7 protein-coding genes and 1 CRISPR repeat array are annotated in these 14597 nt (G+C 43.3%); of the genes, 1 reads left to right on the forward strand and 6 read right to left on the reverse strand.

The window, feature by feature from the left end:
- Positions 1-162: 162 nt before the first annotated feature.
- Positions 163-5797: a CRISPR direct-repeat array (repeat unit 33 nt; unit sequence ATTTCAATCCACGTACCTCATACGAGGTACGAC).
- Between the two features lie 176 nt (positions 5798-5973).
- Genes cas2 through cas5c form a run of 6 tightly spaced genes read right to left on the reverse strand, consistent with a single transcriptional unit; the run spans position 5974 to position 11436 of the window.
- A complete protein-coding gene (gene cas2, locus OCU21_RS10855) occupies positions 5974-6267 on the reverse strand; it encodes a CRISPR-associated endonuclease Cas2 (protein ID WP_261807424.1) in 294 nt (97 codons plus the stop codon).
- Positions 6268-6271: 4 nt separating this feature from the next.
- A complete protein-coding gene (cas1c, locus tag OCU21_RS10860) occupies positions 6272-7300 on the reverse strand; it encodes a type I-C CRISPR-associated endonuclease Cas1c (RefSeq protein ID WP_261807425.1) in 1029 nt (342 codons plus the stop codon).
- A complete protein-coding gene (cas4, locus tag OCU21_RS10865) occupies positions 7297-7956 on the reverse strand; it encodes a CRISPR-associated protein Cas4 (protein WP_261807426.1) in 660 nt (219 codons plus the stop codon). Before cas4 ends, cas1c begins: the two co-directional genes overlap by 4 nt.
- A 12-nt stretch (positions 7957-7968) precedes the next feature.
- Positions 7969-8823 carry a type I-C CRISPR-associated protein Cas7/Csd2 gene (cas7c, locus tag OCU21_RS10870; RefSeq protein ID WP_261807427.1) on the reverse strand — a complete coding sequence of 285 codons (855 nt, stop codon included), beginning with the start codon at positions 8821-8823 and terminating at the stop codon, positions 7969-7971.
- Positions 8816-10723 carry a type I-C CRISPR-associated protein Cas8c/Csd1 gene (cas8c, locus tag OCU21_RS10875; protein WP_261807428.1) on the reverse strand — a complete coding sequence of 636 codons (1908 nt, stop codon included), beginning with the start codon at positions 10721-10723 and terminating at the stop codon, positions 8816-8818. The genes cas7c and cas8c overlap by 8 nt, the downstream gene beginning before the upstream one ends.
- Complete coding sequence (gene cas5c, locus OCU21_RS10880) at positions 10720-11436, reverse strand: type I-C CRISPR-associated protein Cas5c (protein ID WP_261807429.1); 717 nt, start codon at positions 11434-11436, stop codon at positions 10720-10722. The genes cas8c and cas5c overlap by 4 nt, the downstream gene beginning before the upstream one ends.
- Positions 11437-11701: 265 nt before the next feature.
- On the opposite strand from cas5c, the gene cas3 reads away from it, so the two are divergent.
- Positions 11702-14260 carry a CRISPR-associated helicase Cas3' gene (gene cas3 / locus OCU21_RS10885; protein WP_261807430.1) on the forward strand — a complete coding sequence of 853 codons (2559 nt, stop codon included), beginning with the start codon at positions 11702-11704 and terminating at the stop codon, positions 14258-14260.
- Positions 14261-14597 lie beyond the last annotated feature (337 nt).

Consider the following 14597-nt stretch of genomic DNA (forward strand, 5'->3'; position numbering starts at 1 on the left):
ACCACGTCGGGGCAAAATCCGGTGTAATCAACGCGCAAGGAGTCACTGGAACATCATTTGGTCGCTTCGCACGGGCGTTGAACGACCTGAACTAAACTAACAATGAGTAGCTCAAATAAAGATAACCGAGAAAAACTTGACACATACCAGATCAGACGCCAAATTTCAATCCACGTACCTCATACGAGGTACGACTTTAGCAAACCTGTGTGGGTTCTTACGCCAATAAATTTCAATCCACGTACCTCATACGAGGTACGACAGAAGTTAGTGTATTCTCTTAAAAAGAGTCGAGATTTCAATCCACGTACCTCATACGAGGTACGACTTTTTAACCTTAGTTGTCGTTGCAACTTTTACTATTTCAATCCACGTACCTCATACGAGGTACGACAACATGTGTGGTTAGAAGTTGACGATTACACGCCTATTTCAATCCACGTACCTCATACGAGGTACGACTTTGAATCAACTGTTGAGTATAGATAAACACTTATTTCAATCCACGTACCTCATACGAGGTACGACAATTGTTTGGAACAATTACATATTTATCATCAATTTCAATCCACGTACCTCATACGAGGTACGACAATTTGCCGTCAAAGCCCTTTACTTTTGCTTCTGATTTCAATCCACGTACCTCATACGAGGTACGACCATTAGCCACAGCCTGCGCCCGCTCATGCTTATTTCAATCCACGTACCTCATACGAGGTACGACAATCATGGGCTTTTAGTATAGCAATTGTGTTTAATTTCAATCCACGTACCTCATACGAGGTACGACTGGCGTAAAGTCACGCCCGAAGACGAGTTCTGATTTCAATCCACGTACCTCATACGAGGTACGACAGTTAAAATGATTCCCGGTATTTATACAGGATTTATTTCAATCCACGTACCTCATACGAGGTACGACGCCTTGATCAAATCGGGCCTTTTCAACACCACCTATTTCAATCCACGTACCTCATACGAGGTACGACCCTTATATAGCAAGTTTAACTTGTCAATTTCTATTTCAATCCACGTACCTCATACGAGGTACGACTAATATTTGCGATAAGTCATACTATAGATAGTAGATTTCAATCCACGTACCTCATACGAGGTACGACTAATTTGCCACAATGCTTTGCGCCAAAGATAAATTTCAATCCACGTACCTCATACGAGGTACGACCTTAAGAAAAACGGTTTCCCTAGCCTACCAAAATTTCAATCCACGTACCTCATACGAGGTACGACCTTAGGTTAATTGTGTTATAATGTATTTAAAGATTTCAATCCACGTACCTCATACGAGGTACGACCTCGTAACAAGGCGGTTTTAACTAAGCTTGTGAATTTCAATCCACGTACCTCATACGAGGTACGACTTCGATCATATCAAACGGCGCCACCATCACACCTATTTCAATCCACGTACCTCATACGAGGTACGACTCATTTCACCCTCCGTGTTACAGTTGGAGGGTATTTCAATCCACGTACCTCATACGAGGTACGACCTGAGGTCGAGATTGTTACTCCAGCAATGGTTATTTCAATCCACGTACCTCATACGAGGTACGACTGATTGCTAATCCAGAAATTAGTGATCTGTTAGATTTCAATCCACGTACCTCATACGAGGTACGACAGGAATAAAGATAGTGATGTATTCCACAAGTGAATTTCAATCCACGTACCTCATACGAGGTACGACGCTAGTGATTTCACGACGCTTTCAGAACCCGTTATTTCAATCCACGTACCTCATACGAGGTACGACCTAGGTCTTTGGCAAAATCGCCCGCCAACGCTTATTTCAATCCACGTACCTCATACGAGGTACGACTTTTTTGTTTTTTTATTTATGTATATAGCAAAAATTTCAATCCACGTACCTCATACGAGGTACGACCACTGTCCCATTGCTTTAAATCCTTCCCTTTTAGATTTCAATCCACGTACCTCATACGAGGTACGACTGCAATGCTACCAACGATAGACCAAACGGTTTATTTCAATCCACGTACCTCATACGAGGTACGACGTCATCAGGGTCATTGTCGCTGCTATCTTCCTATTTCAATCCACGTACCTCATACGAGGTACGACCATGGCAAGTTTCAAGCTGACGGTCGATGACTTATTTCAATCCACGTACCTCATACGAGGTACGACAAGATGGGAATGATGGTAACAACGGTCTTGCCGATTTCAATCCACGTACCTCATACGAGGTACGACTGTGTATTTATCACGATAATTGTTCTTTAAATAATTTCAATCCACGTACCTCATACGAGGTACGACTGGTCACGCATTGCACCAACAGCAGCGGAATTAAATTTCAATCCACGTACCTCATACGAGGTACGACGTTGGGCTTTTTCAATTCGTTCTTTTGCCTTATTATTTCAATCCACGTACCTCATACGAGGTACGACATTATTTATTGTCACCTTTCTTGTATTGCTTTATTTCAATCCACGTACCTCATACGAGGTACGACCGAGCATATTCTCTACCTAAAGCAACCAATTCTATTTCAATCCACGTACCTCATACGAGGTACGACCGGGTGACCGTGGTGCGACTGCGGCCGATGATATTTCAATCCACGTACCTCATACGAGGTACGACGGTGTGTAGCCGTCTTTACCATCTGCACCTTTATATTTCAATCCACGTACCTCATACGAGGTACGACAACTACCGAGCCACGATCAATTCTAAATAGGTTATTTCAATCCACGTACCTCATACGAGGTACGACCTGTGCTTACAGTGCCATTCCATAAGCCACGCAAATTTCAATCCACGTACCTCATACGAGGTACGACTGCAAGCCATAATGCTCAATCTCTGCTTCGGTATTTCAATCCACGTACCTCATACGAGGTACGACGTCGTCATAGCCATGTGGCCCCCAGACTTTGTTATTTCAATCCACGTACCTCATACGAGGTACGACTAGCGTGGTCAGCGTACCGGGCCAATTCAATCTATTTCAATCCACGTACCTCATACGAGGTACGACAGGTCAGGCTTGATTGTTTTGCCATATATTGATATTTCAATCCACGTACCTCATACGAGGTACGACTTAGTTGATACGATGTTTGTAAATAGCGACCAAATTTCAATCCACGTACCTCATACGAGGTACGACATGAGGCTGGAGTCATCGGTGACACAGCGGTAATTTCAATCCACGTACCTCATACGAGGTACGACGAGCAGAAACGGTTGTGTCCGTTATCTTGTGCTATTTCAATCCACGTACCTCATACGAGGTACGACATGTGGCCTTCGCCACCGTGTTGGTACCATTTTATTTCAATCCACGTACCTCATACGAGGTACGACCGTTTCGTAAAAACCGGTCTTGCTCATCTTGTAATTTCAATCCACGTACCTCATACGAGGTACGACCCATACCTGCCCAGCTGTCAAAGCCAGCGATTATTTCAATCCACGTACCTCATACGAGGTACGACGTGGTGCAATGTTAATAGATTGCCTTTTTTGTGATTTCAATCCACGTACCTCATACGAGGTACGACCAGAAACGTACAAAGGCGTTTGGTCGGACATCATATTTCAATCCACGTACCTCATACGAGGTACGACAAAACCGAGCAGAAAGCAAATAACGGGGTATTTATTTCAATCCACGTACCTCATACGAGGTACGACGATAAGTGGCTGCTTGACATGGCAGATGAATACATTTCAATCCACGTACCTCATACGAGGTACGACGCAACTGAATTACCTAAGCAGAGTTCGTTCGATATTTCAATCCACGTACCTCATACGAGGTACGACCTCATCTTGCAAAAAAATGCCTGCACGGCGTTATTTCAATCCACGTACCTCATACGAGGTACGACAGTCAACATTCTATTTCTATGGTGCTGACAAGCCATTTCAATCCACGTACCTCATACGAGGTACGACCCACTTTAAGCGATATTTGGCAAGGGATAGTTATTTCAATCCACGTACCTCATACGAGGTACGACGCCAACGGAATAGAGGTGAATAGCATGATACAATTTCAATCCACGTACCTCATACGAGGTACGACAAGACTGTATGGACATACACAGACGGTACTTCTATTTCAATCCACGTACCTCATACGAGGTACGACAAAAGCGGAATTGTTAAGGTCTTAAAACGTAAAATTTCAATCCACGTACCTCATACGAGGTACGACTTCGTGGTTCATCCGCGTGTTAAAGGACTGCTGATTTCAATCCACGTACCTCATACGAGGTACGACGCTGATGATTCTCGATACTATGATCCAGAGTTATTTCAATCCACGTACCTCATACGAGGTACGACGATGTTCCTTATGATTTCGGTTGGAGTTTTAACATTTCAATCCACGTACCTCATACGAGGTACGACATGAAGTTTACACGCTGAAACAAGCTGAGGGGATATTTCAATCCACGTACCTCATACGAGGTACGACCAACCCGCTATCAAGCGTTTTGAGTGGGAGCTTGATTTCAATCCACGTACCTCATACGAGGTACGACGAACAGGCTAAGGCGCTCGAAGACGCAAAGAGTATTTCAATCCACGTACCTCATACGAGGTACGACTGCCATGAATGTTTGCTATTTCTCATTTACGTGGATTTCAATCCACGTACCTCATACGAGGTACGACAAATTGCTATCAGTCAAGTCTGGTGTGTGACTATTTCAATCCACGTACCTCATACGAGGTACGACATTTATATATATGTGTTTGTTAGAATGTTAGAAATTTCAATCCACGTACCTCATACGAGGTACGACTGCCTGTCTTAGATGACATATCAGAATCAACATATTTCAATCCACGTACCTCATACGAGGTACGACGTTGGGCAACTGATCCTATCAAGCGATGGAATATTTCAATCCACGTACCTCATACGAGGTACGACCCATTACGTCGTTGTATGTTAATCGTTAATATAATTTCAATCCACGTACCTCATACGAGGTACGACAAAACGGAGCAGAGCGCAAATAACGGGGTATTTATTTCAATCCACGTACCTCATACGAGGTACGACTGATTCCGGGAATTGAAAGCCGAGATGCTGATATTTCAATCCACGTACCTCATACGAGGTACGACTGCATGGCGACGCCAACCGCGTCAATCTTTTTATTTCAATCCACGTACCTCATACGAGGTACGACAATGCTAATAATAGACCGATGACAAGATACGAAATTTCAATCCACGTACCTCATACGAGGTACGACGTTCGGCTAACCAACTTTGCGTATCCTGCAACTATTTCAATCCACGTACCTCATACGAGGTACGACATGCCGGCTGCTAATACTGCCACTCCAGCGGCTAATTTCAATCCACGTACCTCATACGAGGTACGACTCACAGTAAAAACCAATTTGGCACAATGGCTGATTTCAATCCACGTACCTCATACGAGGTACGACCGCATATGGTCGAATCAAGACGCCTTGCGAAGTATTTCAATCCACGTACCTCATACGAGGTACGACGAAGTAACCGCTAAAGGCTTATCCATGCCACGATTTCAATCCACGTACCTCATACGAGGTACGACGTTGATAAGAATGGCATTAATAGCATGGTCAAGATTTCAATCCACGTACCTCATACGAGGTACGACCGAAAAAATGGAGGTAAAAGATTAATGTCATACATTTCAATCCACGTACCTCATACGAGGTACGACGCATAGGCGCGAGATTCATTGTTTAAATATCTTATTTCAATCCACGTACCTCATACGAGGTACGACCGCGATTTTATTCAAAAATCGCTGAAAAGTTTAAATAAAAATACTAAGAATAATGCTATTGGTACTATGACTCCTAAAAATGAGAGTCATTTCTCATCTCTATGTTCAAATAGGATACAATTATTGTGCGAACCTCTCTAGCAAAAAAATGTTCGCCTCTGCCTCGCACCAGCAACTTAAAAGATCAGTGTATCTTTATGCAAATCAAATGTTTGCTTAGCCCCAAAGGTCTCAATTTTATTCGCATAATTTTTACCCAATTGATAAAATTTCAGGCTATCAACCTTCTGATCGATCAGTGCCAGTAATTCCACCCTTAGTTTAACATAATTGTCATAATCCAAGTAACATTCAAAGACCGAATTCTGCACCCGTTGACCGTAAGCCTCACACTTCTTGGCGACTCGTCTTAATCTACGAACACCACTCTTATCGGCCAACGATACATCATAAGCAACAACAACTAGCATCTATTCACTTCCACAGGAATGGTGGATATTGATCCAAATCATCACGCAGATATCGACTTAATAACAAAGCTTGCGTGTATGGAATCAAGCCCCATTCAATTTTTTCACCCAAATACGGATGCGTAATGGTCTCATTTTTTCGATTCTGCCAAAAAGTGAAAAACCGGCGCCGTGCGTCATCCGTTAGCAAAACCGCCCCATCCTGCTTGACCATGAAATCATTCGGCCGCATCATTTTCTGATTGATCAGGCGAAGCACAAAACGGTCAGCCAGCGGTGCCCGTAACTCCTCCATGAGATCCAGCGCTAATGATGCTCGACCGGGGCGGTCTGTATGCATGAATCCAACATAAGCATCTAACCCAACGCTTTCCAGCGCTGCCGTACATTCATGAGCCAACATCGTATACGTCAGCGACAATAAAGCATTGACCCGATCCAAAGGTGGCCTCTTGCTACGACCATAAAAACGGAAATCACTTTTTTGCTGCAAGATGAATTGATCAAACAGCAAATCATAACGGCTAGCAGTTTGTCCCTCGATTCCCCGAAGAGTGTCGATTTCAGTTACAGTAAGGCACTTCTCTACTGCGAGCTGTAACTCACTAGAAATTTGTTTAAATGCCACTTGATCGATTCGGTCCGCATGATCACGTGTTATTCGTTCGATCACCCAGCGTTGGTTATAAATCTTACCGATAATGAAATTCCTGGCGATTTCTAAGCAATCATCCGGTGATTCAGAAAGCGCATACTGTTTTTTTCGTAGCAGAACATTGCCATTGTTCTCCCCAACTAAATGGCAGGTCTCCCGACCCGTTGGTGAAACAAAGACCAAGCTGATACGATGCTCAACACAAAAGCGCATTAATCCCGGGCTAACGCCTCGATAGCCCACAGAAACAATCGATTCAATGTTGATCAGTGGCACGCGACTTTTTTGTTCACCAATAAGGACAACTAGGTTTCCTCCGTCTAAGGCTAAATAAGCTTCTGGAGAACTAACGTAAATCGTATTTAGCAATTTCCTCATGAGGACAGCCTCCGCTTTAGATAAGTACTAACGGTCTCTTTTTCGGTCAATTGCGGTAAACACAATTCTTGTAAAGAGCAACGTTGACATTTCTTGGATGGTCGAACTTTCGGTGTGTACTGCCGTTGCCACAACTGATGCATCGCCGTACAAATCTCACTAAACTGTTGACGCAATGCCGGATCAAACTCAACTTTCACCCGAGCATGAGTCTCGTTGAAATAAAGATAGCCATAATCGATCTGGCATACTAGCATTTCTTCCAAACAAACTGCCTCCGCCAATAACTGCATTTGATCACTTTGATCTTTTTTAAGATGACCATGCTTATACTCGACTGGGCATGGTAACCAAGAACCGGAGTAACCAAAAATGGCTACTCCGGCTTCTTTATCGCGATGAAACTCAACCGCATCACAAACACCATAAATACCAAATTGACGCGATTGAACCGGCATTCCTCGAGTGATCAGCAAATTTCCACGTTTCTCTTTCACGGCAGCATCATGAACGTGTTCATGGATTGCATGTCCTTCAGTGGTTAAGTAATTCTCACGCCACTGATGTTCAACATGATCCAGTGCCCATTGACGCGGGCAGAACTGATAATGCTGGATCCCAGAAATCATTAAAAAATCCTGCTCATCATATTCCATCAAAACTTCTCGCTAATCTTCTGGATAAACATCTAAGGTCACACCAGGCAAATCGTCAACCACTTCTAGTCGGTAATCATCAACCTTTGTTGGCACGATGTCACTGTCAACCGGCACGACTTGCACTGAACGATGAACCCGTGCTGCAGGGTACTTACCTAGTTTAGAAGGATGTGTCCACCAGAATAATTTAACAACTTCCATACTGCCTTCTGGCCGAGCTGATGAGGCATCATTTTCAAATAATGTCAGTAAAGCTTGCTTAATTTGCTCAGCGTCTTCTTCGCTGAAGCCCGTCTTTTCGGCTAGCTGCGTGTTGATGCTGCCATTGACTACATAATAACCAAAGTCCACAAAGTGCTTGGTCCCCATGGTATCAGATCCACGGCCACCACCAGGCTCAGAATTGACGCTCTTAGTAATTTGCATATCATTGATGGTAATTGGATTGACAGACTCAGCAATTTGGATAGAAACAGGACCTCGGACAGGTACAGAAACGCCTTTGCTGGAATCGCCCTTAAAAGCAAAGACTTGACCAAACGCCCGAACATCTAACCAGGTCGCGCAAGCAATCCGCGCATAATCATCCGCGTCCTTATTCTTCTTAAGTTCAGGAATTGATTCTACCCGAGCACGTAAACTGTCCAGTCCATCGTCATTGCGATCATTAGACTGGACAAAAATTGGATTGCCTAAATCCTGCAAACGATTTCGGATTTTACGCTTGATGGCCACATCGGACACTTCACCGTAGCCAGCAAAATTTTGGCGTGGGCGATTTCCATTAAGTGGATCACCATTGGGGTTGGCATTGTGTGCCGCAAAGACCAGTTTAAAGTCAATTTTATGTTGGAATTCAGTCATTCTTCGCTACCTCCGCATCTTGTTGTTTTTTCTGACTTAAATCTTGCCGCTGTGAATAAAAGCCGAGTAAATATGTGCCGTTAAGTGGACGATCGTTATAGTCACCGCCCTTGAATTGGTCCATGATTTGGCCAATCTCCTTCTGGTAAAACCCACGATTATTTAAGGTTTCCAAATATGGAACCAGCGCTTCATGGATCGTCTTCAATGTACTTTCGGGGCGTACACTGAAAGTCTGCATATACCGAAGTGCATTGGTCGCACGCGTGCTAGAGCCCCCACCTTGATTATTCGACTTTGCCCAGAGCGCACGCGATTCAACCACATCCATCACTCCAAGCAATCGGCCAAATAGATAACTACGATTATCTGAATTTTTGTCTAAACTCACTGTATATTCCTCCTTTTCATAGAACTTACGGTTAACCGCACAGGCAACGTTCAATGTATCTTGCCACATAAACATTGAATCAAAAGAATTGGGACGACAAACCCGATTATTGATGCTTTGAACGACTGAATAAGGAATCGGACGTTGGTTCACGACACATGGTACTAGAGTCGAAACAATATTCTTGATCAAAGCGTCAGAAGCATTCTCCCCTAGCGCTGCCCGTGCGATTCTTTTTAGGGATGGTGCACCAAAACTTAACTTCATTTTACTATCAATTTTGGCGAAAGCATACCAGCTCGCTGACTGATACCAATATTCCAAATTACCAAAGAATCGCTCCAAATCGATCGTTTGATAATCAAGAACCGCTAGCCGACCTGGTACAGCAGCGTCTAATTGTAATACATGAGCCTGCTTTATCTGGTTACTCTGACTTAATTTTGTTTTATAACCATGGATAGCCTTACCCAATTCTTGACCAAACATAACATTCGATTCCAAGGGTAGCTCGTTGCTTCCATCATTGATAGCCAAGAAGTTAGAAGAACCGCCTGTGATGTCCAGAGTCGGACTGAGTTTGCGATCTAGCCATGTCAAGTAAACTCGACCATCGATCTGAGAACCTTGCAATGTGATCAACCATGTCAAGGCGTTATGAGCCTTTTGTGAGGTAACATAGCCGATCTGAGCAACCTCTTTTTTATCAGAGAAACGACCACGAAAAGTAAAGCCGGAAGAGTCATTTCCAGAAATCAATTTCGCACCATCACTTGAATAACGAATAAATCTTGGGTTTTTCTCGGTCAAAATGGTATTCTCACCAGTAACATAATCTAGCCCAGAGGCATTGCTAAAGGTTGCCATAAAGAACTTGAAAAAGGACTCAAACACAGTTTCATCTTCCCATAGAGGTGTTAAAGCAATGGTATCAAAGCGGACAAAGCTGCTAAGTTGATCATTACCGGTCACTACTGAAAGAATTGCGGGCTTATTTTCCTTATCCTCCTTTGGCCAGGTCTTCACCAGCTGCATCTGATCGTTAACAACGAGAACGCCTGAATGAACTAGGTCATGAATTAACGTGCCCTTTTTCAAGTATTCGTAAACCATTGTAACCCTAGGATGCGCATATTCCGAACTCACCCAGGCTTCCAGTGCATTCATATAGTCTTGGTGGTAATCTATTTTGGATTTCTTACCACCATACTCTAAATAGTCACCAGCAACATATTTCAGTTTGTCATGAATTGGATGTGGGGCGCTTTGTGTTGAAGTTCTATTGGCGGACTCGATCGTCATTGGAACAATGGTTGGAGCATCTTCCTTAGGAATGACCTCCGCACGTTTAAATCCGCCCTCTTGATCAATTACTACTTGTATCTGAGCCTGCTGTGTTCCAGTTCCCAGCGGAAATAATTTCGCCCTTCTGTTACCAAGCACGACCGTTTGCCCAACCTGTTCCTCGTTAGAATCATAAACTTGTAGTAAATCGCCAAACAATGTCATGACTCATCCTCCATTTCGCGATCAACATAAGTAAAGTTGTGATCATTGAAATCCTTTGCTGACATCTTTCGGACATTTGAGCGAATAAACTCACACGTATCTGGGCGAGGGTAATCAATAACACCATGTTTCATTGATGCCTTCCAAAAACGGGCATCCAGTTGATCCTTTCCAGTCTGATCTGGATAATTAAAACCGTGAAACATCAAGCCAAAATTAATTTCCGGGATATCATCGTAAGCACCGGGATTTTCACCAAAGGCAGTCAACGGCTCAACGTACGCTTGACACTCTCTTGTTCCCAAAAAAACATCTCGTCTGCCTCCTGCCCTAATGCTTCGTTTCATTAACTCGTAATGCTTATTTTCATTCCAGTCAGCGGATAAATCTGGCCTGAATTTATTGAACTCAAAATGCGCTTTGACCTCATAAGAAACGTCGCGCAAATAGCTAACGTAGCTCAGATTTGACTTAAAACTATTGTTATAATCCATTGGGCGTGTTCCTTTGGACTCCATCTGGATCGGCTTGATCACACGAGCTTGATCAATGACCCAAATTAGAGTTGGCTTCCAGTAAATACTCGAAGTAACACCCACGAGTGACTCATAGGTAGGAATTTGATATGATTCCTTTTCACCACCCATTCGCGTCAAGGGATCAGTAAATAACGCGTATTTTCCATGAACAAGAAATGCAATCTGATTCCGCAATATAGTAACCTCCTATCCAAAAAATAATATATTTGACAATCTAATGATATAATTAAATCATCACTGATGAAAGGGCTTTCTGGTTTTTATCTGGATTCGTATCAACCACCTTTTATTTTCTTTGATGACCACATTGTAAGCTACAATTATCCCGCTGTCAATATTAATCCAATTTATCAAAGAATATGAAGATTTTATATTGTAAAACAAATTTTCCTGTAGTAAACTATCCTTAACAAATCTCCCCTGAAAGTGAGTGATTTTTATGGATTCAATTTCAACTTTTATCGCCCATACCCGGCTAACAAAAAGTTCTGACGGTTCAATCATCGACGCCCAAGACCAGCTACTGAGCGACCATCTCAATCAGGCGGCCGAGCTTGCCGCTGGGTATGGTCAATCATTTGGTTTGTCAACTGCTTGCTATTTGGCCGGACTACTCCATGACTGTGGTAAGTTCTCGGACGGATTCCAAAAATATTTACGCAAGGCTGTAGCTGATCCGCAGCATGTTCGGCGTGGTGAAATCGACCATAGTTATGCTGGTGGTTTGTTGTTACTGGAAATCGCCCAATCAATGCCCCCTCAAACTCAACAAATTGCAGAAATGATTGCCAATGCCATTGTTTCACATCATTCTCGTTCTATTCGAGACTTCTTGACTCCCGGCGTCACTGCTGAATTACCTACTTTCATTACGCGTCTAGAGCTTAATGACCTAGCCACACAAAAAGCTCGTTTTACCGAGTTTGAGCCGACCAAAGAACGTTTCTTTAAGCTGATCAAGTCCGAAACAGAAATCAAAGAATTGCTAACCCAAGCGGCCGCTGAGTTCAGATTACTGCGGCCAACTGATCCTAATGCTGATCTGGACGACCTATATTTCATGAATCAAAATATTTACAGTGCGTTGATTGATGCAGATCGCACCAATACAATGTTATTTGAAATGAACCGGAATGCGGATCAACAAGACAATATTAAAATTCTAAAAAGGTATCAAGAAATCCTCGATCAAAACAATCAAGCAATGCGACAAGGACCACGCGCGCAAACAAATATCAATCAGCTACGCGCTCAGCTTTCCGATGAAGCCTTTGAAGCAGCCAGGCGACCCACGGGCATTTATCGTTTGATGATCCCCACTGGCGGCGGCAAGACACTCACTGGAATGCGATTTGCCCTAGAACATGCTCTCAGAACTGGGAAAAAACGCATTATTTTTATTGAACCTTTTACAACGATCATCGAACAAAATGCTCAAGTATTTCGGAAGATGTTTGGTGCGGTTGCCCCAGAACTGGCCGATTACGTGGTGGAACACCATTCAAACGTTCTCGAAGATCCCGCTGCGGCGGCGGATCCTACCTACGCTGAGTTAAAAAGACGTGAAAGAGTGGATCTGATCCACGATACTTGGGATGGTCCTGTCCTATTCACCACCACGGTTGCCTTCCTAAACACGATTTTCGGTTCAGGAACACGGAATATTCGCCGCTTTCATAATCTTGCGGATGCCGTCATTATTTTCGATGAGGTTCAGGCCCTTCCACCAAAAACATTACAGATGTTCAACGCCGCCTTGAATTATCTAAGTCGCTTGGCTAATACCACAGCAGTTTTATGTACAGCCACACAGCCAGCATTGGATGCACTTCCGAACGCGCTGACTTTTTCGGCCGACAAAGATCTTATTACTAACTATGATGCGGTGGAACCAAAGTTTCAACGTGTCCAAGTAATGAATGAATGCAAATCAAGCAGTTATTCCGTCCAAGACATTGTTGACCTCAGTCAGAAAACCCTAGAGCAACATCATAATTTATTGATCGTCCTAAATACGAAAAACATTGTCTGCGAAGTTTATCAAGTGCTTAGTCAGGTTTGTTCTGAAGACACCTTAATCTACCACCTAAGCACCAACATGTGCCCCCAACATCGGCTCGACCTACTTAACGGTTCCTCAGACCGGACCACGATTTTTGGTGATCAACCGATCATTGGCATCAAGGAACGTCTGATCGACGCACAGGGTAAAAAAATCATCGTCGTTACAACGCCGTTAATCGAGGCCGGCGTTGATATTAGCTTCGAAGCCGTTATCCGCTCAGTTACTGGACTAGATTCAATTGCGCAAGCGGCAGGCCGCTGCAACCGAAATGGCGAACGCGAGTTGGGTGATGTCTATCTAATCAACCCCGACCCCCGTAAAGAAAATATTTCAAAAATGGAAGAACTTACCGACGCTCGTCAAACAACGATGCGGCTCCTAGATATGCTCGACAGGAATTGTTCAGAGGTTTTGACCGCAAATACGCAAGAGTGCTATTTTCAAACTTACTACCGACGAATTATAAAAAAATTTACCACACAGTATCTGTTAAACAGTGGACTCAAACTCTACCCCTTACTGGGGAAAAATCCGGCCGGTAGCACAAATCTCCCGCACAATTTGCCCTGGTGCCCACACTTGACCTTCAGCGGGCAAACTATCGCCAAGAATTTTCAAGTAATCGCAGACAACGGCCATGCGATTATCGTGCCATACAATGATGATGCCAAGAAAATCATTAATGAACTACTCAGCCAGAGTAAACTAGATTTTCGCGAATTAAATCGGCTGATGAAGAGGAGTCAACGCTATTTGCTCTCTATCAGTAATAGCGACTACCGCAAACTTAAAGATGATCAGAAAATTATCCCCTTCTTTACACCGTCTGGCGAAACTTTGGGACGTGAAACACTGGATCAGGCTTATCAAAACTACAACAAGGACTTTGGATTAGATATCAGCAATCCAGAATTAACCTTTAGCTTTTTCTAACTAGACACACAAACAACAAAAAACTATCCCCTGTCGTAAGGACAAGAGATAGTTTTTTTGTACGAAATCAAATCTATCAAATAATATATTTCAATCCGCATATTCCGAATTTAACTACGAAATACGACTAAATAAGTATATGGTAAAACCTCGAAATTGGCAAATCTATGATTCGTTCTAGGAAGTAAGGGTATGTGTCAAGTTTTTCTCGGTTCTCTTTATTTGAGCTACTCATTGTTAGTTTAGTTCAGGTCGTTCAGCGCCCGTGCGAAGCGACCAAATGATGTTCCAGTGACTCCTTGCGCGTTGATTACACCGGATTTTGCCCCGACGTGGT

Origin of the sequence: Lapidilactobacillus luobeiensis (assembly GCF_024345205.1) — a bacterium.
In the GTDB taxonomy this organism is placed as follows: domain Bacteria; phylum Bacillota; class Bacilli; order Lactobacillales; family Lactobacillaceae; genus Lapidilactobacillus; species Lapidilactobacillus luobeiensis.